Below are 21,494 nucleotides of genomic sequence, written 5' to 3' on the forward strand. Positions count from 1 at the left end.
CCACTCAGGTGAGCATCTCCCACCAGCCCTCGACCGTGGGGGCGGCGGAGGCGTCCACGGCCTCGCCGGGACGCGGGACCGCGATGCGGACGTCGCGGGCCTTGGCCTCGCGCCACAGCCGGTCCACCGGCTCCGCCCAGGGGTGCAGGGCGAGCGTGAACGTGGCCCAGTGCACCGGCAGCAGCAGCTTTCCGCCCAGGTCGAGGTGGGCGTTGACGGCCTCTTCCGGGTTCATGTGGATGTCCGGCCAGGCCGGGCTGTAGGCGCCGACCGGCATCAGCGTCAGGTCGAACGGGCCGTGCTTGCTCCCGATGCCCCGGTAGCCCTCGAAGTAGCCGGAGTCACCCGCGTAGAACACCCGCTTGGTGGGCCCGGCCACCACCCAGGAGCCCCACAGCGTGTCGTTGCGGCTCAGGGTGCGGCCGGAGAAGTGGCGGGCCGCCGTGGCGACGAAGCGCAGCCCCGCCACCTCGGCCTCCTCGTCCCAGTCCAGCTCGATGATCCGGTACGCCGCCACGCCCCACCGCTCCAGGTGCGCCCCGATGCCCAGCGGCACGATGAACGGCGCCTTCTGCGTCCTGTTGAGCCTGAGCACGGTCGCCATGTCGAGGTGGTCGTAGTGGTCGTGGGAGATGGCGATCGCGTCCACCTCGGGCAGCTCGTTCAGCTCCACCGGCACCGGGTGGTGCCGCTTGGGGCCGACGAACCGCGTGGGGGAGACCCGGCGGCTCCACACCGGGTCGAACAGCACCCGCCTGCCCTCGATCTCCACCAGCGTGGAGGCGTGGCCGTACCAGACCGCGCGCACGCCGCCGGCGGGCGGCGCGTCGGCCGGCGGGACGCGCAGCGGGATGGGACCTGCCGGGTGCCGCTGCTCGCGGTCCTGGGCGAACTCGCCGAGCATGCTGACGGGCGGTCCTGACGGCACGGTCGCCGCCTCGGGCATCGGGTTGACGAACGCGCCGTCCCTGAACTGCGCCGAGCGCCTGATCCGCGCCACCCGGTCGGGCCCCGACCGCAGCGGCCGCATGCCCAGCTCGGCGGGAACCTCGCGCAGCGCCCAACCAGCCGCGGCCAGGACCGCGCCGCCCGCGAGGATCCGCCGTGCCGTCCGCATCCCTGCCATCGCTCACACTCCCCTGGAAGATCTTTCACGTCCCGATCGGTGCGAACGGGACTCCCCGGTGTTCCACTTCTACGATATATCGCGATAGGTCAGACGGGCGTGATCGCTCGCCCGGCGTTGACCGGATCCGGCCACCGCCGGGCGCGCCCGCGTGGGGCGGCGTGCGCGGCGATGCCGGGCCCCGTCACCGAAGCGGCGACCTCGTCCGGTTGAAGGAAACCTATCGGTCGCCCCGGACCCCCGGAAGGCCACCCCCACCGCGTGGGTCCGCGTGGGTCCGCGTGGGTCCGTGTGGGTCCGTGCGGGTCCGTGTAGGTCCGTGTGGGTCTCGTGCGCGTCAGCGGCGTTGGTCGCGGCCTCGGTGAGGGTGGGGCCACGGGTTCGGACGGCAGCGGCCGAGGGACTTCGACTGCTGGACCATGACGGGGGCCAGGCGGCCGGGGGATGGACAGTGGCGGTGGTCGTGCCCGAGGGCGTGGCCGACCTCGTGGTTGATCAGGTAGTGCCGGTACGACACCAGGTCGCCGTCGTACTGCGGGACGCCCTTCGCCCAGCGCAGGGCGTTGATGACCGAGCGGCGGCCGTTCCAGCAGGACAGTTCGCCGCCGGTGCGCAGCGGCAGGCACTGGCGGACGGTCGTGCGCGGGCTGGACAGCGCGACGCGCACCCGTACGGGGCCGTGGTCCACACGGCGGAAGCGGGCCCAGCCGCGTACGTCGTTGAGCGTCCTGTGCACCTCGGCGGCGAACGCGCGCGGCTCGAACGGCAGTCCGCGCTCCACCTCCACCAGGTACCGCACCGCCGCGCCACGGCCGGGCCTGGCGGGGGCCGAGCCTGGGACGATCGCGTAGCGGCCCGAGGCGGCGTCCGGGACCCGTACCTCCTCCTGCTCGGGCGCGTCCTCGCGGTGGCGGGGCGCCAGCGGCTTGGGGGCAGGCGGGGGCGGAGGTGTGATCGAGGGGGAGGGGGGCGCGGTGGCCTCCGGATCCGCGCAGCCGGTCAGTGCCACGAGCAGCAGCAGGAGCAGTGCGAGCAGCGGCAAGGCGGCCTCCCCACGACGTCACCGGTGGGGAGGTATCCGATCTTACGTTGCCGCTTGTCGCACTTGACGGCCAGGGTGGCTTATCGCGCTCGGTGCCCGAATTCAGCCGGTGGGCGGCCGGTACGGGGTGAGGTCGATGGGCGGCCGCTCCCCGAGTGCCAGCGCGGCGGCGAGCTCGCCGGTGAACGGGCCCGCCGTCAGCCCGTACGCGCTGAGCCCCGTCGCCACCACCACGCGATCCGTCACCGGCCCGATGAGGGCGGAGCCCGGAGCGTAGACCGGGCGCAGGCCGACCCGCGTCTCCGAGACCGTCGCGCTGGCCAGCCCCGGCGCCACCCGCAGCCCCGCCTCGATCACCTCGTCGAGCCCGCCCACGGTCACGCGCGGCGCGAACCCGACGTCCTCGACGGTCGCGCCGACCACCACCCGCGAGTCGGGGAAGCCCAGCAGGTACGGCCCCAGGCGGGGCAGGATGATCGGCCACCACGCGGTGTCCACGCCCTCCAGCGTGGCGTGCAGGATCTGGCCCCGGCGGGGGAAGACCGGCAGTTCGACGCCCAGCGGCCGGCACACCTCACCCGTCCACGCCCCGGCCGCCACGATCACCGCGTCCGCCTCGAGCGGCAGCCCCTCACCCATGGGTTCTTGCTGGATGCCGGGCATCGCCGTCGCTCCAGGGTGCAGCGGCGCCGCCTGCCGCCACGACGCCTCCCCGGCCGGGGCCGCTGCGGAGGAGCCGGTCCCGGCGGGGGTCGTTCCGGAGAGGGCGGGGGCGGGCGGGGGAGGGGTGGACGCCGAGGTCTCCGGGTGGCCGGCGGGATGGAGGAGGACGTGGCCGTCCTGCGTGAGGGTGGCGGTGCCCGTACGGACTTCGGCGCCTCTCGCCACCGCCGCCCCGAGCAGGGCGTCGCGCACCGAACGGCCGTCCACCCGGGCCGCGCCCGGCACCAGCAGCGCGCTCAGCGTGTCGGACAGCGGCGGGAACAGCTCGGCGGGGGTCGCCACGTCCACGACCTCGCCCATCTCGGGGGCACCGGCGTAGCGGCGGCGCAGCAGCGCCCGCACCGGCTCCAGGTCCACCGGGTCCTCGGCCACCAGCAGCGCGCCCACCTTGGCGTAGCCGATGTCCTCACCGAGCTCCTCCACCAGGCCGGGGTAGTGGCGGGCGCCCTCGCGGGTCAGGCGGTACCAGTCGTCGTCCTCGGGGTGGTCCACCCACGGGCAGACGATGCCGGCCCCCGCCTGCGTCGCCTCGCCCGGGTAGCCGCCGTCCACGACGGTCACGGCCGCGCCCCTGCGGCTCAGGTGGTAGGCCGCACCGGCCCCCACGATGCCGCTTCCGATCACCACAACACGCATGCTCCCCATGTTCGCAGCCGGGGTGAGCAGGGCCGATGACCGGGCCGGTGTCCAGGCCGGTGTCCAGGCTGGGGACCACGCCGGGGACCACGCCGGGGTCTATACGGGGGCGCGCATGCTCTGCCGCAGTTGTGGCGTCAGGAACGATGAGCGGGGGCCGGCCAGGGCTGCGTCCATGCGCTCGGCCTGGCCGAGGGTGAACATGTACATGGCGGCGTCCTCGACGTAGTCCATGTAGTTCATGAACATGTCGCCGTTCGGCGCGTTGCCGCAGCTCACGGCCGGGAAGGAGGGGGAGCCGCGGTTGGGGCCCGCCTGGTTGGGGGTGTCGTCGACGAAGTCGCTGCCCGAGCAGCCGTCGCCGTCGTCGCCCCAGATGTGGCGCAGGTTCAGCCAGTGGCCGACCTCGTGGGTGGCGGTCCTGCCCCCGTCGTACGGGGCGGCCGCCGTCCCGGTGGTGCCGAACGCGCTGTGCCGGATGACCACCCCGTCGAGCTCGGGCGGCCCGCCGGGGAAGGCGGCGTACCCGAGCGCGTCGGTCAGCTCGCACACCCAGACATTCAGGTAGCGGTCGGCGGGCCAGGCGTCGGAGCCGCCCTGCGCGCTGAACTTGACCCTGTCGTCGGTGCTGAACCCGGCGGTGTCGGTGGAGACGCGGACGACGCCGGAGGTGGGCTCGCCGTCGGGCCCGGTCGAGGCCAGCCGGAACTCCAGCCGGGCGTCGGCCACGACGTTGCGCCACACCTGCGGCACCTTGCTCACGTCGGGGTTGGCCTTGCGGAAGTCGGCGTTCAGCACCTTGAGCTGGCTGTCGATCTGCTCCTGGCCGATGTCCTGCTCGGGGGTGCGGTGGACGACGTGCACCACCACGGGGATGGTGACGACCTCGTCCCGGCCGGCGGCCCTGGCGGTCTTCCTGGCGAACGTCTCGTTCTCGATCGCGGCCAGCGCCAGCGCGTAGCGGGGCGAGGAGGCGAGCAGGCGGCGATGGACGGGCATGGTGGCGCAACGGTCGGTGTCGGGCACGGGGGTTCCCTTTCGGTGCGCGCGGCGCAGAGCCGCGCGGGGGGACGGTTGGCTCCTGCACATCTACCCAGAATGTAGTCGAACAATCACTCTGAGTGATGACAGGAGCCTTTCGTCCCCCTTGCGCTCAGCGCACCGTGACCGACGAGGCGGCCGTGCCGCCGCCGCGGTCCTCCCATCCGGCCAGGACGTTCGCGCCCTTGCCCGGGGCGCGGGTCACCGGCACGGTGACGGTGGTGACGCCCTTGCGGGAGACGGTCACGACCTTGCTGCCGGCCGTGCCCTCGGCGTCACGGACGAACAGGTGCGCCTTGCCGGGCCCGCCGGCCTGCAGCCGCACCCGTACGGCGTCGCGCCCGGCAGAGGCGGTCAGCACCCGCGCGGCCGGGGAGGCGGCCGGCGCGCCCGCGGGCGGCACGTGCACGCGCACCGCCTGCTCCAGCGTCTGCGGCGAGTCCAGGGAGGACAGCGCCGTGTCGGGGATCACCGGGTCCGGCGGCGTCGTGGGCCGGTCAGCGGGCGGCTGGTAGCCGGGCAGCGTGGCCACGCCCCACCGGTACGGGTCACCCTGCACCCCACCCCACGTGGACCAGCCGATCCGGGTCTGGCCGGTCTTGTCCTGGGTGTCGGAGTCGTACACGAGGATGTTCAGCCCCAGGTGCCCGGGATCGACCGCGCCCGGCAGCACCTCCATCGGGATGGACAGCTCCACCGTGTACTCGCCGTCGCCCGTCGTGGACGCCACCTTCATGCCGGGCGCGGTCTCCTCACCGGGGCCCTGGCGGTTGTCGGCGTCGCGCAGGAAGCACGGCGGCCCCTCGGCGGTGACCGGCAGGACCGCGGTCTTGAAGGTGGTGGAGGTGTTCTCGGACGTGCCGCGCGGGTCGAGGGTGACCTCCACCGCGTCGGTACGCCAGTGCCGCTTGCAGTCGGAGGCGGCGAGCGGGGTGCCGAGCACGTCGTCCTTCACGTGCACCAGCAGGTAGAGCGTGTCGCCGTGCCAGGCGACCCGGGCCGTGCCAGAGCAGTCGGCCGCCGACGTGCACGCGCTGCCCTCCCACAGGCGGGAGATGTCGATCGGGTCGCCGGTGTACTCGCCGTCGCCCTCGGCGCCGTCCACCGCCGGCGCGGTCTCGGCCTGCGGCACCGTGGTGGCGGGCACGAGTTCGAGCGCGGGCCTGGCAGTGGTGGAGCCGCCGCCGTCGATGGTCGTGGTGATCGTGTACGCGTAGTCGCCGCCCTCGTTGGACGTCTTCAGCGACGGGTCGGAGTTGGTCACCTTGAACGGCACCGTCGTCGACTCGCCCGCGGCGAGATCCTCGAAGGGCGCCTCGGTCTGCTCGGCGGTGAACCCGTCGGGCAGGTCGAGCCGTACGGTGCCGGAGCGCGTCTCCCCGCTCACGTTGGTGACGACCACGCCCACCTCGCGGCCGCCGCCGGACGGGAGCGTGAGCACGGACGGGACGATGCCGCCGAGCTGCGGCACGCCCACCTCGGCCGTCCACTTCTCGTACTGGGCGACCTGGGGGAGCGGTTGCTGCGCCGCGCGTACCGGCGGGCTCACCTCGACCTGCCGGTCGGTGTAGCCGCCGCCGCGCTCGGTGGTGAGGGCGGCGGCCAGGCGCACCCGGCCTGGCGCGGCCTGCGCGGGAGGCGTCACCTTGAACGCGGCCTTGCCGGAGCGTCCGGCCCGCAGCCTGCCGAGGTCGCCGGAGCCGCTCACCTGCCAGCCGTCGGGCACCCGCAGCGCCACCTTGGAGCGGCCGAGCTCCTCCTTCGGCGGCGCGCTCACCTCGGCCTCCACCGTGAACGCCGCCCCCGGCCGCACGTCGAACTCACCCGTGCGCAGGGCGAACCGCGTGCCGAGCGGCACGCCGCCCTCGGCCCTGGTCAGCGCGCCGTCGAGGATGTTGGTGGGCGCGGCGGCGGCCGGGCTGCCCGGCTCGGGGAACGGCACCCGCGCGTCCACCTGGGTGAAGAAGTCGCAGCCGAGCTGCGCGGGGTCGGACGGCACGTCGGGGAAGCCGGCCCAGCCCTGCGAGGCGTACGTACGCTGCGCCTCACGCTCGACGGCGGCCCACGTCCTGCCCCTGCTGGGCGAGGTGCGCCCGCTCCAGACGCCGAACACGTTCTGCGCGGGATTGTTCGGCTTGTACGTCGAGGAGCACGACGGCCCGGCCTGCCCGGTGCCGCGCGCCCCGCTGGTGAACAGCCGCGCGGGTGCGAACGGCCGCAGCCCCTCCTTCTTGATCTGGTCGGGGAACGCCTTCGGGTCGGCCGCCGCGTAGAACGCCGCGATCGCCAGCCTGGCCGCCTCCTGGTGGTTGCCGTGGTTGCCCGGCGTCGGAGCTGGATCCATGGTGAGGATGATCTCCGGCCGGGTCTGGCGGACGACCCTGACCACCTTCTCCAGCGTGTCGCCGCCCCACACCTGGTCGGTCAGCGGCGCGCTCACCGTGTAGTAGAAGTCGACGTCGTCGAGGTTGAACACCTCGCGCACGCCCGCCTTGCCGACGGCCGCGCGCTCCTCCGACTCGCGCAGCAGGCCGAGCGCGGGCCCCTCCTCGGGGCCGACGGCGTTGCCGCCGCCCTCGCCCCTGGTCACGGTCACCACGCCGGCGCGCACGCCGTGGTCCTCGTTCCACTGGCCGAGCGTGGACAGCGTGCCCGACTCGTCGTCGGGATGCGCGCCGACGAACAGCGCGTCGAGATCGACGGGAGCCGGCGCGGCGCTCGCCGGCAGCGCGCTTGCCGGCAGGGCACTCGCCGGCAGGGCGGGAAGAAGACCGAGGACGAGCGCGGCGGCGGCCAGCGGAGCCGCGCTCCGCCGCGCGGCGGATACGTTGATGGGCATCGAACCTCCGGGGGGTTACTCGCGGACCGCCCCCTGAAGCAGCCCGCGGACGAAGTGGCGCTGGAGGAACAGGTAGAAGATGACGACGGGCGTCGCGACGATGACCGACCCGGCCGCGAGCAGCGTGAAGCCGGAGGTGTACTGCCCCTGGAAGAAGGCCAGCCCGAGCGGCGCCGTACGCAGCGACTCGCTGGTCACCATGATCAGCGGGATGAGGAACTCGTTCCACGTCCACATGAACACCAGCAGCGTCAGCGTGACGATCGCGGGCCTGGCGGGCGGCAGCAGCACCTGCCACAGCACCCGCCAGCTCGACGCCCCGTCGATGCGCGCGGCCTCGACGATCGCCCGGTTGGAGGCCAGGAAGTAGGCCCGCATCCAGAACGTCCCGAACGCCACCGACATCGCGACCTGCGGCAGCGTGATCGACCAGAACGTGTCGATGAGCCCCAGCGAGCGCAGGTCGAAGTAGAGCGGCACCGCCACCGCCTCGCTCGGCATCATGATGCCCAGCATGAACAGGTAGAACAGCGCCGTCCTGCCGCGGAAGCGCATGGTGCCGAAGGCGTAGCCGCTCATGATCGACAGGACCACGCTCACCACCACCGTGAACGCCGACACCGCGAGGCTGGTGCGCAGGTACGAGCCGAAGTGGCCGATGTCCCAGGCCGCCGCGAAGTTCGCCAGGCCGGAGGTGTCGCCGCTGTCGGCGGGGCCGAGCGCGGCCGACAGGATCACCACGATCGGGTAGAGCGCGAACGCGGCGAACACCGACAGGATGACGTAGTTCGCCACCCGTTCACCGCGCGAGATCACGTCAGCCTCCTGTCCGCGAACCGGTTCACGCCGAACGACACGATGAAGATCAGCACGGTCAGCGTGACCCCGATGGCCGCCGCCGACCCGACCTGGCCCAGGCCGAAGGCCCGGTGGTAGACCTCGTACGACGGCACCGAGGTGGACTCGCCTGGGCCGCCGCGGGTGGTGACGTACACCAGGTCGAACGTGCGCAGCGCGGCGATCATCGTCAGCGTCAGTGCGACCGCGATCTCCGCGCGCACCGACGGCAGCGTGACGGAGAAGAACTCGCGCACCGCGCCCGCGCCGTCGAGGCGGGCCGCCTCGTACAGGTCGGCGGGCACCCGGCTCATCCCGGCCAGCAGCAGCACCGTCACCAGGCCCGTCTCGAACCAGGTGCCCACCACGCCGACGGCCGGCAGCGCGAAGGTGTAGTCGCCCAGCCAGCCGCGGGTCAGCCCGTCCAGCCCGAGCGCGCTCAGCAGGGAGTTGAGCGAGCCGTCGGGGGCGTACACCCGCCGCCAGGCCACCGCCACCACGACCATCGCGATGACCTGCGGCAGGAACACCACCGTGCGGAAGAAAGCGAGCCCGCGCACCTTGGCGTGGTTGAGGATCGCGGCCAGCGCCAGCCCGATGACCAGCGGGAACACCGAGTAGAAGACGATGAGCACCAGCGCGTGCCCGAACGCCCCGCGCAGCCCCTCGTCGGCCACGATCGCGAGGTAGTTGTCCGGCCCCGCCCACGTGCCGACGCTCAGCCCGTCCCAGTCGTAGAGGGAGAACTGCACGGCCCGCCCGATCGGCCAGAGCAGGAACGCCGCATAGACCGCGAAGGCGGGCAGGATGTAAAGGTAGGCGACGCGGCGGGGCTCTCCGGGCGGACTGGTCATCCTCCGTTGCTCTCGGTGAACGCCGTGTAGTCCTTCTCCAGCGTCTGCAGGAACTCCTGCGGCGTGGCCTTCTTCGCGAGCAGGTCCTGCAGCGCCGCGCCCAGCGTGTCGGCGAAGGTGGGGGTGGCGTAGTCGAGGTACGGCACCAGCCCGTCCTTCTCGGTGGCCGTGCCGAACGCGGTGAAGACGTCCTTCTGCGGCCCCTCCTTCACGCTCTGCGCGGAGGTGTCGGCGACCGGCAGGTTACCGGTCTCGGTGAGCACCTTCATGGCGTCGGCGTTGGTGATGAAGTCGATGTACGCCGCCGCCGCGTCGGGGTGCGGGCTCTTCGCGGTCACCGCGAAGGGCAGCCCCGTGCCGCCCGTCGCCACCGGGGCCGCGTCCGCCGCCGCGCCGGGCGGCAGCATGAAGCCCAGGTCGGAGCCGAGCGCCTTGTCCAGGTCGGCGAGCAGCCAGGTGCCGGCGATCAGGAACACGCCCTGGCCCTTGCCGAACGCCTGCCAGGACGCGTCGTAGCCCTGCCCGTTGAAGCCCTTGGCGAAGTAGCCCTTGTCCACCCAGCTCACCAGGTGCTCGGCGGCCTTGACGTTCTCCGGCGAGGTCCAGGACGCGCCCTTCTTGCCGAACGCCAGCGTGCCGATCTGGTCCTTCGGCACCTCGCGGCCCTGCACGGTGCCGAACACGTGCACGGCGGGCCACTTGTCGAGGTTGCCGAACTGCAGCGGCACCTCGCCGCCCGCCTTCGCCGCGGCCAGCGCCGACTCGAAGTCGGCCCACGTCGCCGGCGGCTCGACGCCCAGCTTGTCGAGCTTGGCCTTGTTGTAGAAGATGCCGACGACCTCGCCGACCTGCGGCAGGCCGTACAGGTTGCCCTCGCCGAACACCTTGCCGTCGGCGCTGTAGCGCGAGTACTTCAGCACCGACTCCGGGTAGCGCTGCTTCCACCCGTACGCCTCGGCGTACGCGTCGAGCGGCAGCAGCTGCCCCGCCTTGACGAACGCGCCCATCGACGAGCGGCCGTTGTTGGCCTCCACCACGTCGGGCGGCTCGTTGCCGCTCAGCGCCAGGCGCAGCGTGGTGTTGAGGTCGTCGAACGAGCGGGAGACCCGGTTGAGCTTGATGTTGGGGTATTTCGCCTGGAACGCCTTGTTGAGCTGCTCCATCTGGGCCGCCTGGCCGCCGCGGACCTCCTGGTCCCACACGGTCAGCGTGACCTCGCCGAGCGAGGCGGCATCGGTGCGCACCGCCGAGGCGGACGGCTGGGCCGAGGGGGAGGAGGGCGGGGCGGAGGAGCCGGGCGCGCACCCGGTCAGGACCCCGGTGAGGGTCAGGGCGCCGGCGGCGAGCAGGGCGAATGCTCTCGGGCCGCGCGGTCGTCGCGTCGGGGCGGTCATGCGTTACTCCTTATGAACAGGTGCGCGAGGAGTGTCCGGGGCGTCATCCTCGGGCGGGGATTGCGGCGCTTCCGGCCGCTGCCCGGAAGCGGGGGGTGCCATGCCGGGTGTCATGCCCACGTCGGCGTACCTGGCGATGGTCGCAGCAGCCCGGCGCACCGCGCCCACCGGGTCGGTGGGCACCAGCCGGTCGAGGAAGGCGTAGCGGCGGGCCAGCGAGCTGCCGTACGCGCCGCCGTACGGGGCCGTCTCGCGCACCTCGTGCCACCAGTCGGCGATGTCGCCCCAGCCCGGCGCCGCCAGCGAGCCGCCGAACTGCTGCACCGCGAGCCCCGCGCACAGCCCCGAGAACGCCAGCCGGTCGTTCAGCGGCCAGCGGCACAGCGTGCCCAGCACGAGCGCGGCGCCGAACACGTCGCCCGCGCCCGTCGGGTCGAGCGCCGTCACCCGGGGCGCCGGCACGAACGCCTCCTCACCCGTCGAGGAGTCGATCGCCATCGCCCCGTTGGCGCCGTCGGTCACCACGGCCAGCGGCACCTTGTCGGCGAGCACGTAGAGGGCGTCGCGCGGGGTCTCGGTGCCGGTGTAGGCCATCGCCTCGGTCGCGTTCGGCATGAACGCGTGGCAGAACTCGAGCTGGTCGAGCAGCGAGCGCGACCACGCGCCCGACGGGTCCCAGCCCACGTCGGCGAAGATCAGCGCGCCCTCGCGGGAGGCCAGATCGGCCCAGTTGCAGGCGGCGTCGGGCGAGCCGAGCGGTTCGTCGGGGGAGAGCGTGGCGATCACCGCGCGCGAGCGCGGCGGCTTGCCGATCATCTCGTTGGCCGGCATCGGCGAGGGATGGCCGTGGGTCACCATGCTGCGGTCGCGGTGCACCGCCATCGACACCGTCACCGGCGAGTGCCAGTGCTCGAAACGCCGCGAGCGCGACAGGTCGACCGACTCCTGCTCCTCCAGCGTGCGCCAGCAGAAGTCGCCGTAGTCGTCGTCGCCGAACGCCGCCGCCAGTGACGTGCGCAGCCCGAGCCGGCTCGTCGCGATGGCCAGGTTGGCGATGCCGCCGGGGCAGGAGCCCATGCCCTCGGCCCAGATCTCCGTGCCGGCGGCCGGCATGGCGGGCAGGCCGGTGAAGATGATGTCGAGGAAGACGGTGCCGGCCAGGAAGACATCGAACTGCGGGCCTTCGGGGGTCCGCTCGCCGGCGAGAGGGTCGTACGCCTGGACAGACACGGGAATAAGTCCTCCTCGACACACCAGGTTCTGCGCAATCTTGCACGTTTGCTCGCGCTCTGCAAGTGCTTGCGCAATTGTTTGGCGCAAGTTGCTTACTCGTGCGCGAATTTGAATGTTAGACTCCGGCCGTGCTCCAGCGCCTCCGGCATGCCGAGATCATGCGCCGCGTCCGCAGCTCGGGCGCCACGAGCGTGCGTGATCTCGCCAGTCAGCTCGGTGTGAGCCCGTCCACCATCCGCAGGGACCTCGAGGTGCTCGACCGCGACGGCACCCTGCGGCGCGTCAGGGGCGGCGCCCTGGCCACTGTAGACGCCGACGCCGACCGGCCGTTCTCCGAGGTCGCGGCCACCGACGAGCAGGACAAGGAGGCCGTGGCCGCCCGCGCGGCCGAGCTGGTCGGCGACGGCGACGTCGTCCTGCTCGACATCGGCACCACCACCATGCGGCTGGCCCGCAGGCTGCGCGGCCGCCGCGTCACCGTGGTGACCTCCAGCCTGGCCGTGCTCGACGCGCTGCGCACCGACTCCGCCGTGGAGCTGCTGCTGCTCGGCGGCATGGTGCGGCGGCCTTACCACTCGCTCGTCGGCGTGCTGACCGAGGCGGCGCTCGCCCAGGTCGTCGCCGACCGGGTGTTCCTCGGAGCCAGCGGTGTACGCCCCGACGGGCAGCTCGTCGACACCACGCTCGCCGAGGTGCCGCTGAAACGGGCCATGATCGCCGCGGCCGGGCAGGTGGTGCTGCTGGCCGACCGGCACAAGTTCCCCGGCACCGGCGCGCTGCGCGTGTGCGGTCCCGAGGACGTCGACGTGCTGGTCACGAACGAAGGCGCCGACGAGGCGACGCTGCGCGCCTGCGCCGCCGCCGGCGCCGAAGTGCTGCTCACGTGAGAGGCTGAGGATGAGACTGGCCGTACTCGGCGGCGGGGGCTTCCGCGTCCCCCTCGTCTACGGCGCGCTCCTGCGCGACACCGCCAAACCCCGGGTGGAGGAGGTGGTGCTCTACGACGTCTCGCCCGAACGGCTCGAGGCCATCTCCCACGTGCTGCGCGGCATGGCCGCGGGCCACGACGACCCGCCCGTGGTGCGCGTCACCACCGACCTCGACGACGCGCTCACCGGAGCCGGCTTCGTCTTCTCCGCCATCCGCGTGGGCGGCCTGGCCGGGCGCACCGCCGACGAGCGGGTGGCGCTGGAGCTGGGGCTCGTCGGCCAGGAGACCACCGGGCCAGGCGGCATCGCGTACGGGCTGCGCACCGTGCCCGTCGCCGTCCGCGTGGCCGAACGCGTCGCCGCCCGCGCGCCCCGCGCCTGGGTCATCAACTTCACCAACCCCGCCGGCATGATCACCGAGGCCATGCGCAGCGTGCTCGGCGACCGCGTCATCGGCATCTGCGACTCGCCCATCGGGCTCATCAGGCGGGCCGCCGCCGCGCTCGGGCTCGACCCCGCCCGCGTCTCGCCCGACTACGTGGGGCTCAACCACCTCGGCTGGCTGCGCGGCCTCGTGCACGACGGCCGCGACGTGCTGCCCTCGCTGCTGGCCGACGACGCCGCGCTGCACCAGGTCGAGGAGGCCAGGCTGCTCGGCGCCGACTGGGTCCGGGTGCTGGGCGCGCTGCCCAACGAATACCTGTACTACTACTACTTCGCGCGGCAGGCCGTCGCCGCCGGCGCCGGGACCACCAGGGGAGAGGCGCTGCTGGAGCAGCAGGGCCGCTTCTACGCCGCCGTGCGCGAGCGGCCCGGCGACGCGTTCGACGCCTGGCGGCGGGCCCGCAAGGAGCGGGACGAGTCGTACATGGCGGAGGCGCGCGAGGCCACCGACGCCGGCGAGCGCTCCGCCGAGGACCTGGAGGCCGGTGGTTACGAGGGCATCGCGCTCGCCCTCATGGCCGCCATCGCCAGGGGCGAGCCCGCCACCATGATCCTCAACGTGCGCAACGGCGCCGCCGTGCCCGGGCTGCCCGATGACGCCGTCGTCGAGATCCCCTGCGCGGTCGACGGCTCCGGCGTCCGGCCGCTCGCCACCCGGCCGCTGCCCGGGCGGTTCCTCGGGCTGATGCAGCAGGTCAAGGAGGTGGAGCAGACCGCCATCGAGGCCGCCATGACGGGATCGTCACGCCTCGCGGTGGCGGCGTTCGCCCTGCATCCGCTGGTCGACTCCGTACCGACCGCGCACCGCCTGCTCGACGGCTACCGCGCCCGCATCCCCGAACTCGCCGCCGTCTTCCCCGGCTGACCGCTGTCTCATTCCGTCGCGACGAAGTCGATGATCGGGGTGTCACCCGAGACGAGTTCGAGGGTCTGGCGGGCGGTGCCCGGGTTGGCCAGCAGGGCGACGATGACGGCGGCCACGTCGTCGCGCGGCACCGCGCCGGGCGGCACCTCGGGCTCCAGCCGGACCAGGCCCGTGCCGGGCTCGTCGGTGAGGCGGCCGGGCCGCAGGATCGTCCAGTCGAGGTCGCGGCGGCGCAGGTCCTCCTCCGCCTCCGTCTTGGCCGTGATGTACGCGGCCCACACCTCGTCACGCCCAGGCGCGGGCGGCTTACCCGCCCCCATGCTGGAGATCTGGATGAACCGCCGCACCCCGGCCCGCTCGGCCGCGTCGGCGAGCAGCACGGAGGCGGCCCGGTCCACGGTGTCCTTGCGCGCCGCGCCACTGCCGGGGCCCGCCCCCGCCGCGAACACCACGGCGTCGGCCCCCTCCACGATCCGGGTGACCTCGTCGGCGCTCGCCCGCTCCAGGTCGCACACGACGGCCTGCGCGCCGGTCGCCTCGACGTCGGCGACGTGCGCCGGGTTGCGCACCAGCCCGACGGCCCCCGACTTCAGCCGCTCCGCCAGCCGCAACGCGATCTTCCCGTGTCCACCCGCGATGATGATCCGCATGTCGGCCATGGTGTCATGGACGCATGCGTGACTTCCCGCAGGCGCCCACGCCGGCGTTCCTCTTCGACCTCGACGGCACCCTGATCGACAGCGTCTACCAGCACGTGGTGGCCTGGCGGCAGGCGCTGTCCGGCATGGGCATCGACCTGTCGGTGTGGCGGATCCACCGCCGCATCGGCATGAGCGGCGGGTTGTTCGTCAGCGCGCTGCTGCGCGAGACCGGGCTCCGGCTGACCAAGGAGCAGATCGACGAGCTGCAGACCCACCACGCCGAGGCGTACGAGCAGCAGGCCCACTCCGTCAGGCCGCTGCCCGGCTCGGCGGAGCTGCTGGCCGAGCTGAGCGCGCGGGGCGTGCCGTGGGCCATCTGCACCAGCGGCTACGCCCGTACGGCGCGGCTCGCGCTCGGTCTGCTCGGTCTGCCGGAGAACACGCCGATGGTCACCCGTGACCTGGTGCGGCGCGCAAAGCCCGACCCCGACCTGTTCCTCGCCGGTGCGGCGCTGGCCCGCGTCGAGCCCGCGCATGCCATGGTGGTGGGCGACAGCGTCTGGGACCTGCTCGCCGCCCGCCGGGCCGGCGCGCTGGGCATCGGGGTGCTGTCCGGCGGGTATGGCAGGGACGAGCTGGAGCGCGCGGGGGCTTTCCGGGTGTACGCCGACCCGGCGGACATGCTGGACCGGCTCGACGAGCTCGGCGTACGCCAGAGTGACTGATGGGAATATCCCCGCGAACCTCCGAGCTGGAGCATGCGTATTCCCCACAGAGGAGCTGACTAATGGACTTGGCAGACATCGGCGTCACCGGCCTGGCGACCATGGGGCGCAACCTGGCGAGGAACCTGGCCAGGCACGGCTACACCGTGGCCGTGCACAACCGGTCCCACAGCCGCACCGAGCAGCTGGTGAAGGAGTTCGGCTCCGAGGGCACGTTCGTGCCGTCGGAGCAGATGGCCGATTTCGTGGCCTCGCTGAAGCGGCCACGGCGCGCGATCATCATGGTGAAGGCGGGCGCCGGCACCGACGCGGTGATCGAACAGCTCGCCGAGCTGATGGAGCCGGGCGACATGATCGTCGACGGCGGCAACGCCCACTTCGAGGACACCCGCCGCCGCGAGGCCGCGCTGCGCGAGCGCGGCCTGCACTTCGTCGGCACCGGCATCTCCGGCGGCGAGGAGGGCGCGCTGCTCGGCCCGAGCATCATGCCGGGCGGGTCGAAGGAGTCGTGGGAGGCGCTCGGCCCGATCCTGCAGGACATCTCGGCCAAGGTGGACGGCGTGCCGTGTTCGGTGCACGTCGGCCCCGACGGCGCCGGGCACTTCGTCAAGATGGTGCACAACGGCATCGAATACTCTGACATGCAGCTCATCGCCGAGTCCTACGACCTGCTGCGCCAGGCACTGGGCGCCACCCCGGCCGAGCTGGCCGAGGTGTTCAGGGAGTGGAACAGGGGCGACCTCGACTCCTACCTGATCGAGATCACCGCCGAGGTGCTCGACCAGGTCGACGCCGAGACCGGCAAGCCGTTCGTGGACGTCGTGGTCGACCAGGCCGAGCAGAAGGGCACCGGCCGCTGGACCGTGCAGAGCGCGCTCGACCTCGGCGTGCCGGTGACGGGCATCGCGGAGGCGACGTTCGCCCGCGCCCTGTCCGGCCACCCCGAGCAGCGCGCCGCGGCCAGGTCGCTGCACGGGCCGAACCTGTCCGGCGTCGGCGGGCGCGAGCTGATCGAGGACGTCCGCCAGGCCCTGTACGCCTCCAAGATCGTCGCCTACGCCCAGGGCTTCGACCAGATGGCCGCGGCCTCCAAGGAGTACGGCTGGGACCTCGACCTCGGCGCCATGGCCACCATCTGGCGGGGCGGCTGCATCATCAGGGCCAAGTTCCTCGACCGGATCAGGGCGGCGTACGACGCGAACCCGAACCTGCCGACGCTGCTGGCCGACCCGACGTTCGCCGGGGCGCTGGAGGCGGCGCAGGAGTCGTGGCGGCGCGTCGTCACCACGGCCGTGCAGATCGGCGTGCCGACGCCCGGCTTCTCCTCGGCCCTGGCCTACTACGACGGGCTGCGCCGCGACCGCCTCCCGGCGGCGCTGGTGCAGGGACTGCGCGACTTCTTCGGCGCGCACACCTACCACCGGGTGGACAAGGAGGGCACCTTCCACACCGACTGGTCCGGCGACCGCACGGAACGTCCGGCGTAGCCCTCCGACCCGCGCGTCCGGTCCGCACTGAAGCCGGCCTCCAGGGCCTTTCTTCCTGGCTTGAGCCAGGTGCGCAGGCCGGGGGCGGTGTCGTGCCGCCGGCGCCGCGCCTTTTCTGCGACGCTCCTGGCGCTATGCCTGGGTGGGCCGTGGCGGCGTTCCTGGCGCTATGCCTGGCTGGGCCGTGGCGGCGTTCCTGGTGCTATGCCTGGGTGGGCCGTGGCGGCGCTCCTGGCCTTGTGCTCTCCGTGGTGCGGGTGCGGGCGGCCTGTGCCGCCATGGCGGAGCCGTTGGCGAGGGCCGTCACCACGCAGAAGCCGATCGGCCCCGCGGTGTCGTGCACGGTCACCTGGCCGGTCGCGACGCCGTCGGCGCTGAGGTGGCCGGTGCCCTCCATGCCGACGATCTCGCCCTCCGGCGGCCTGGCCAGCGTCAGCGTGTAGTCGGCGTTGATGAACCGCAGGCCGTCGGCCTGGGCGTTGCTGATCGGGCTGGCGAAGTCGGCGGCCAGCGCGGCTCGTACGATCGGGGTCAGCGGCTCGTCGTCCACCAGCGGAAACTTCTCGCGCAGCCACACCCGGCCCGGCCCGGGGGCGCCCCATGGCGTCACCCGCCACAGGTCGAACGGCGGCGTCCAGGGTCCGCCCGCCTCGGCGGGCGGGCCCGAGGGCGGCGGCTCGTCCCAGGCGGGCGTGACGAGCGAGCGCTCGCCGTCGGGCTGCTCGCCCTCCCGCAGGAGCACCGCGCTCGCCCGCGCGATGACGCCCTGGACGGTGGAGATCGTCGCGTCCGCCACGCGGATCCTGCGGCCGTCCCTGATCAGGGACGTCTCCACGGTGACCGGCAACATCGGGCTGTTGCGGAACAGATCGACGGTCAGTCGGGCGAAACGCAGCCCGGGCTGGGCGTGGTGCTGTTCGAGCGCGCGGGCGGCGAGGCCACCGAGCAGGCGGCCGTGCAGCATGTCGGGGGACCAGGGGCCACGGGCGTGCGGAGCGGGCACGAACTCGTCCCGCTTAAGCGTGAAAAACGCTGACTCTGACGACACAGAATGAGATTCTAGAGCAGGGTTGCGTGCGTGCCCCTCGGCGCCGCCATTGCGGCCGGGAACTGACCGGAGCGCCGCCTACCGTCCCAGCCATGCTCATCGACGACCACGTCATCGACATGTCCCAGGACAAGCTAGACGACCTGCGCGAACGGCTCGCCAGGACCCGCTGGCCCGACGCGCTCGACGAGGCCGGCTGGACCTACGGCGTGCCGCCCGAGGCGGTGCGGGAGCTGGCCGCGTACTGGAAGGACGGCTACTCCTGGCGCGCCCACGAGGCCAGGCTCAACAAGCTGCCCCAGTACACGACCGAGATCGACGGCCAGCGCGTGCACTTCGTGCACGTGCGCAGCGACCGGGCCGACGCGCCCGCGCTGCTGCTCACCCACGGCTGGCCCAGCTCGTTCGCCGACTTCTCGCACCTCGCCGGCCCGCTCAGCCGCGACTTCCACCTCGTCATCCCGTCCATCCCCGGCTTCACCTTCTCCGGGCCCACCCGCGAGCCCGGCTGGGGCGTGCGCCGCGTCGCCGCCGCCTGGGTCACGCTGATGGACCGCCTCGGCTACGACCGGTACGGCGTGCAGGGCGGCGACTTCGGCTCGCTCATCTCCGCCGCCGTCGGCCGCGCCGCCCCCGGCCGGGTCGTCGGCGTGCACCTCAACGCGTCCGTGACCGCCTTCCCCACCGACGACGGCGCCGGCCTCACGGAGGCCGAGCAGGAGCGCGCCGCCGGGGTGCGGGAGTGGGAGAAGGTCTCCGGGTACGCCGTCATCCAGGGCACCAGGCCCCAGACCCTCTCCTACGCCCTCACCGACTCGCCCGCCGGGCTGCTCGCCTGGAACCTGGACGCGTTCGCCTCATGGGGTGAGGACGCCGGCGGGCTCGACCCCGACGACATCCTCACCAACGTCGCCCTCTACTGGTTCACCGGCACGGCGGGCTCGGCCGGCCGCCTGTACAAGGAGAGCATGCCCGACTGGGCGCCGCCCGCCGCGCCCGATCCGACGCCGACCGGCATCGCCGTCTTCCCCGGCGACACGACCGTGCGGCGCTACGCGGAGCAGGTGCACAACGTGGCGCACTGGTCGGAGTTCGGCCGGGGCGGCCACTACGCCGCCCTCCAGGCCCCCGACCTGCTGGCCGACGACCTTAGGGCGTTCTTCGCCTCCCTGTCCTAACCGGCGGCCATGACGCAGAACGGGTGCCCCTCGGGGTCGACCAGCACCGTCCACCCGTCACCGCCCGGCTGGAACTCCGGCACGACCGCGCCCAGCGCCGCCAGCTCCTTCTTGGCGGCCTCGACGTCGGGCACGGTGAGATCGAGATGCACGTGCTTGCCACCGTCCGGCCATCCCGGCCCCCGGTACCCCTCGACCCGCTGGAACGACACGGGCACGGGCCCACCCTCGAGCGTCACGAAGTCCGCGTCACCGTCCGTCCGCGTCCAGCCGGTCGCCTTGGCGTAGAAGCCCGCCAGGGCGACCGGGTCGGCGCAGTCGAACACGATGGAAGAAAGATTCGCTGTCATGGGATTCATCGTGCCGGTCGACGCGTCGGGGGTCTTGAACATCCTTGCGCCCCACCACCCCTTCGCTTCCACCTTCAACACGACCCACGCACCACCCGCGTTGGCAGGGCCGGCGATCGCGCCACCCGCCTCACCCCCTAGGGTGCCGTGTGTCGCCTGGCCCTCGCGTACGGACCACGCCGCTTCGTGGCTACCCGTCGTTGTGCGGTCCTGGACGATCCCTCGGCGGTGTGCCGGCGTGGGAACGTCCGGCGGGAATTGTCGGAGGCGGTGGCTAGCGTTTCGCGCATGCTTTCCTCAGCGTGTCTGGCCTCCGGGCCCGGGTTCCGGCTCGATGCCGTTACCTGCGTGGCCGACCACCGGGGCTGGTCGGCCCCGGAGGTGAGTGACCGTTACCACGTGGTGCTGGTGCGTCGAGGCGTGTTCCGGCGGATGACGCGCGGGCGGGCCGTCATCAGCGACCCGACGATGGCGTACATCGGGGTGCCCGGCGAGGAGGAACGCTTCGCCCACCCGGCCGGCGGCGACGTGTGCACGTCCCTGTCACTTTCACCCGGCCTGTGGCGTACGCTCACCGCCGCGATGCCGCTCCACGACGGCACCGGCCGCCACACCCGCTCCGCCACGCCCACCGCCAAGGCAACGGCGCTGACGGCGCCGGCGTTCTACGTGGACGCCCGCCTCGACCTGGCCCACCGCCGCCTCCTCCGGGCGGCCCACGACGGCGACACCGCCTTCGCGCTGCCCGAGACCATGACGCTCCTCCTCCGCACCGCCCTCACCCCGCCCGGCTCCCGCGACACGGCCCGGAAGAGCAACACGGCCGGCATCGTCGACGCCGCCCGCGAGGCCTTCTCCGCCGACATCCCGGAAACCGCCACCCTCACCTCGCTGGCCGCCCACCTGGGCGTGTCCCCATACCAGCTGAGCCGGGCCTTCACCCGCGAACTTGGCGTCTCCCTGACCCACTACCGCAACCGCGTGCGGGTCGGCCGCGCCCTCGACCGCCTGGAAGAAGGCGCTCCGAGCCTGGCCGCGCTGGCGGCGGACCTGGGCTTCGCCGACCAGGCCCACCTCACCAGGACCATCCGCCACCACGTCGGCCACACCCCGACAGCCTTACGCCACCTCCTCACCACTCATCGCCCGTCCTGACGACGTCCGCCACACCTCAACGGTCTTGGGTGTCCGCTCGTCACCCGTCCGGTGTGGCGTCGTCGACGGCGTCCGGCCGGGGTGAGTGGATTTTCTGTGGGGGTGGGTCGTAAGCTCCCTCAATGCGTGATCTAGGTGAGGACCCCCGCCCCGCCCGTGGTGCCGTACGTGAGATTCACTCCCTGCGCGGGACCGCCACCCTGGCCTACTCTCCCGACCTCGACGGCCTGGCCGATCCGGGGGAGATCGTGTGGGCGTGGGTGCCGTACGAGGAGGACCCGTCCCGGGGTAAGGATCGGCCGTTGCTGGTCGTGGGGCGTACCGGGCGGCGGTTGCTCGGCATGATGCTGTCCAGCAAGGGCGACGACGGGCCCGACTGGCTGGAGCTGGGCACGTGGGGGCGCGACGACCGGGCGTCCTACGTACGTCTTGACCGGGTGTTCGAGCTCGACGAGGACGACATCCGCCGGGAGGGCGCGGTGCTGGACGGTGAGCGGTTCGCCAGGGTCGCGGCCCGGCTCATGAAGCTGCACGGCTGGAAAGTGGGATCGTGAGGTTCCCGCCCCGGGCCCGTTCGTTCGTGGCCGGGCTGCTGGTGAGCAACAGCGCTCCCCACCTGGCCACGGCCGTCACCGGGCGCCGCCATCTCACCCCGCTCGCCGGCCGGCGTTCCGGTCCCGGGGTGAACCTGGTGTGGGGGCTGGCGAATCTGGCCGGCGGGCTCGCCCTGCTGCGTTCGGCGGCCAAGGCCGAGCGTCCCGGCGATGCGTGGGACGGGCGGCTGGTGGCGTTCGAGACCGGATGCGTGGCGTTCGCGGCCTGGATGGCCGCCACCGAGCGGTTCCTCCCGATGAACCACGAACGTCCCTCTGCCTGAGGTCCAGTTGTGGACTCCCCCCACGGGAGTTCACGACGTGGCCGTGGGCCCGGCCCGGCCTGGAGAAGCC

At 72.9% G+C, this 21,494-nt stretch carries 20 protein-coding genes; 8 read left to right on the forward strand and 12 right to left on the reverse strand.

All coding sequences use genetic code 11. The features are described from left to right. Positions 1–4: 4 nt before the first annotated feature. The 9 genes from AB0K18_RS32615 to AB0K18_RS32655 all read right to left on the reverse strand — a co-directional run bounded on the left by AB0K18_RS32615 (position 5) and on the right by AB0K18_RS32655 (position 11,722). Positions 5–1,126, reverse strand: coding sequence for an MBL fold metallo-hydrolase (locus AB0K18_RS32615; protein ID WP_364922022.1), 1,122 nt, complete (start codon positions 1,124–1,126; stop codon positions 5–7). A 337-nt stretch (positions 1,127–1,463) separates the two neighbouring features. Then, positions 1,464–2,168, reverse strand: a complete 705-nt coding sequence (locus AB0K18_RS32620) for a DUF3152 domain-containing protein (protein ID WP_364922025.1) — start codon at positions 2,166–2,168, stop codon at positions 1,464–1,466. Between the two features lie 102 nt (positions 2,169–2,270). Next, a complete protein-coding gene (locus AB0K18_RS32625; protein WP_364922028.1) occupies positions 2,271–3,527 on the reverse strand; it encodes an FAD-dependent oxidoreductase in 1,257 nt (418 codons plus the stop codon). A gap of 99 nt (positions 3,528–3,626) precedes the next feature. After that, positions 3,627–4,553 carry a zinc metalloprotease gene (locus AB0K18_RS32630; RefSeq protein ID WP_364922031.1) on the reverse strand — a complete coding sequence of 309 codons (927 nt, stop codon included), beginning with the start codon at positions 4,551–4,553 and terminating at the stop codon, positions 3,627–3,629. Positions 4,554–4,680: 127 nt separating this feature from the next. After that, positions 4,681–7,407: a sugar-binding protein gene (locus AB0K18_RS32635; protein WP_364922034.1), complete on the reverse strand. Its 2,727-nt coding sequence runs from the start codon at positions 7,405–7,407 to the stop codon at positions 4,681–4,683. A gap of 15 nt (positions 7,408–7,422) precedes the next feature. Further along, complete coding sequence (locus AB0K18_RS32640; protein ID WP_364383660.1) at positions 7,423–8,223, reverse strand: carbohydrate ABC transporter permease; 801 nt, start codon at positions 8,221–8,223, stop codon at positions 7,423–7,425. Continuing rightward, a complete protein-coding gene (locus AB0K18_RS32645) occupies positions 8,220–9,098 on the reverse strand; it encodes a sugar ABC transporter permease (RefSeq protein ID WP_364922038.1) in 879 nt (292 codons plus the stop codon). Before AB0K18_RS32645 ends, AB0K18_RS32640 begins: the two co-directional genes overlap by 4 nt. Next, positions 9,095–10,492, reverse strand: a complete 1,398-nt coding sequence (locus AB0K18_RS32650) for an extracellular solute-binding protein (RefSeq protein ID WP_364922041.1) — start codon at positions 10,490–10,492, stop codon at positions 9,095–9,097. The genes AB0K18_RS32645 and AB0K18_RS32650 overlap by 4 nt, the downstream gene beginning before the upstream one ends. A gap of 3 nt (positions 10,493–10,495) precedes the next feature. Then, entirely contained in the window at positions 10,496–11,722 is a 1,227-nt protein-coding gene (locus AB0K18_RS32655) for a PfkB family carbohydrate kinase (protein WP_364922044.1), read from the reverse strand. Between the two features lie 131 nt (positions 11,723–11,853). On the opposite strand from AB0K18_RS32655, the gene AB0K18_RS32660 reads away from it, so the two are divergent. Together AB0K18_RS32660 and AB0K18_RS32665 are read left to right on the forward strand one after the other, a co-directional pair. Beyond that, the gene (locus AB0K18_RS32660) at positions 11,854–12,612 is read left to right on the forward strand and encodes a DeoR/GlpR family DNA-binding transcription regulator (RefSeq protein ID WP_345403288.1); all 759 of its coding nucleotides are present in this window, start codon (positions 11,854–11,856) and stop codon (positions 12,610–12,612) included. A gap of 10 nt (positions 12,613–12,622) precedes the next feature. Beyond that, positions 12,623–13,963: a 6-phospho-beta-glucosidase gene (locus AB0K18_RS32665; protein WP_364922048.1), complete on the forward strand. Its 1,341-nt coding sequence runs from the start codon at positions 12,623–12,625 to the stop codon at positions 13,961–13,963. A gap of 8 nt (positions 13,964–13,971) precedes the next feature. Here AB0K18_RS32665 and AB0K18_RS32670 read toward each other — a convergent pair whose 3' ends face one another. Continuing rightward, positions 13,972–14,613: an SDR family oxidoreductase gene (locus tag AB0K18_RS32670; protein ID WP_364922051.1), complete on the reverse strand. Its 642-nt coding sequence runs from the start codon at positions 14,611–14,613 to the stop codon at positions 13,972–13,974. 23 nt (positions 14,614–14,636) lie between these two features. On the opposite strand from AB0K18_RS32670, the gene AB0K18_RS32675 reads away from it, so the two are divergent. Together AB0K18_RS32675 and gndA are read left to right on the forward strand one after the other, a co-directional pair. Then, positions 14,637–15,329: an HAD family hydrolase gene (locus AB0K18_RS32675; protein WP_364922054.1), complete on the forward strand. Its 693-nt coding sequence runs from the start codon at positions 14,637–14,639 to the stop codon at positions 15,327–15,329. Positions 15,330–15,391: 62 nt separating this feature from the next. Further along, on the forward strand, positions 15,392–16,816 hold the full coding sequence (gndA, locus tag AB0K18_RS32680; RefSeq protein WP_345403296.1) for an NADP-dependent phosphogluconate dehydrogenase: 1,425 nt from the start codon (positions 15,392–15,394) through the stop codon (positions 16,814–16,816). A 202-nt stretch (positions 16,817–17,018) separates the two neighbouring features. Here the strand turns inward: gndA and AB0K18_RS32685 are convergent, their stop codons facing one another. Beyond that, a complete protein-coding gene (locus AB0K18_RS32685) occupies positions 17,019–17,819 on the reverse strand; it encodes an acyl-CoA thioesterase domain-containing protein (RefSeq protein ID WP_364922057.1) in 801 nt (266 codons plus the stop codon). 137 nt (positions 17,820–17,956) lie between these two features. Here AB0K18_RS32685 and AB0K18_RS32690 point away from each other — a divergent pair, with 137 nt between their 5' ends. After that, positions 17,957–19,042 (forward strand): epoxide hydrolase family protein, encoded by a 1,086-nt coding sequence (locus AB0K18_RS32690; protein ID WP_364922060.1) that lies wholly within the window; start codon positions 17,957–17,959, stop codon positions 19,040–19,042. Here the strand turns inward: AB0K18_RS32690 and AB0K18_RS32695 are convergent. Further along, positions 19,039–19,392 (reverse strand): VOC family protein, encoded by a 354-nt coding sequence (locus AB0K18_RS32695; RefSeq protein WP_364922063.1) that lies wholly within the window; start codon positions 19,390–19,392, stop codon positions 19,039–19,041. The two genes, AB0K18_RS32690 and AB0K18_RS32695, sit on opposite strands and share 4 nt — an antisense overlap. Before the next feature lie 348 nt (positions 19,393–19,740). Here AB0K18_RS32695 and AB0K18_RS32700 point away from each other — a divergent pair, with 348 nt between their 5' ends. The 3 genes from AB0K18_RS32700 to AB0K18_RS32710 all read left to right on the forward strand — a co-directional run bounded on the left by AB0K18_RS32700 (position 19,741) and on the right by AB0K18_RS32710 (position 21,424). Next, positions 19,741–20,547, forward strand: a complete 807-nt coding sequence (locus tag AB0K18_RS32700) for an AraC family transcriptional regulator (RefSeq protein WP_364922066.1) — start codon at positions 19,741–19,743, stop codon at positions 20,545–20,547. A gap of 122 nt (positions 20,548–20,669) precedes the next feature. Next, positions 20,670–21,101, forward strand: coding sequence for a type II toxin-antitoxin system PemK/MazF family toxin (locus AB0K18_RS32705; RefSeq protein ID WP_364922069.1), 432 nt, complete (start codon positions 20,670–20,672; stop codon positions 21,099–21,101). Then, entirely contained in the window at positions 21,098–21,424 is a 327-nt protein-coding gene (locus tag AB0K18_RS32710; protein ID WP_364922072.1) for a hypothetical protein, read from the forward strand. Before AB0K18_RS32705 ends, AB0K18_RS32710 begins: the two co-directional genes overlap by 4 nt. The last annotated feature ends 70 nt before the right edge of the window (positions 21,425–21,494 follow it).

Origin of the sequence: Nonomuraea sp. NPDC049421, from assembly GCF_040677005.1 — a bacterium.
Taxonomy (GTDB): domain Bacteria; phylum Actinomycetota; class Actinomycetes; order Streptosporangiales; family Streptosporangiaceae; genus Nonomuraea; species Nonomuraea salmonea.

Excerpts from the sequence above, each read along its gene's own strand:
- AB0K18_RS32705 (WP_364922069.1), top strand. The coding sequence starts at position 20,670 with ATGCGTGATCTAGGTGAGGACCCCCGCCCCGCCCGTGGTGCCGTACGT.
- AB0K18_RS32625 (WP_364922028.1), bottom strand. The coding sequence starts at position 3,527 with ATGCGTGTTGTGGTGATCGGAAGCGGCATCGTGGGGGCCGGTGCGGCC.
- AB0K18_RS32675 (WP_364922054.1), top strand. The coding sequence starts at position 14,637 with ATGCGTGACTTCCCGCAGGCGCCCACGCCGGCGTTCCTCTTCGACCTC.
- AB0K18_RS32650 (WP_364922041.1), bottom strand. The coding sequence starts at position 10,492 with ATGACCGCCCCGACGCGACGACCGCGCGGCCCGAGAGCATTCGCCCTG.
- AB0K18_RS32645 (WP_364922038.1), bottom strand. The coding sequence starts at position 9,098 with ATGACCAGTCCGCCCGGAGAGCCCCGCCGCGTCGCCTACCTTTACATC.
- AB0K18_RS32695 (WP_364922063.1), bottom strand. The coding sequence starts at position 19,392 with ATGACAGCGAATCTTTCTTCCATCGTGTTCGACTGCGCCGACCCGGTC.
- gndA (WP_345403296.1), top strand. The coding sequence starts at position 15,392 with ATGGACTTGGCAGACATCGGCGTCACCGGCCTGGCGACCATGGGGCGC.
- AB0K18_RS32670 (WP_364922051.1), bottom strand. The coding sequence starts at position 14,613 with ATGCGGATCATCATCGCGGGTGGACACGGGAAGATCGCGTTGCGGCTG.
- AB0K18_RS32615 (WP_364922022.1), bottom strand. The coding sequence starts at position 1,126 with ATGGCAGGGATGCGGACGGCACGGCGGATCCTCGCGGGCGGCGCGGTC.
- AB0K18_RS32665 (WP_364922048.1), top strand. The coding sequence starts at position 12,623 with ATGAGACTGGCCGTACTCGGCGGCGGGGGCTTCCGCGTCCCCCTCGTC.
- AB0K18_RS32635 (WP_364922034.1), bottom strand. The coding sequence starts at position 7,407 with ATGCCCATCAACGTATCCGCCGCGCGGCGGAGCGCGGCTCCGCTGGCC.
- AB0K18_RS32690 (WP_364922060.1), top strand. The coding sequence starts at position 17,957 with ATGCTCATCGACGACCACGTCATCGACATGTCCCAGGACAAGCTAGAC.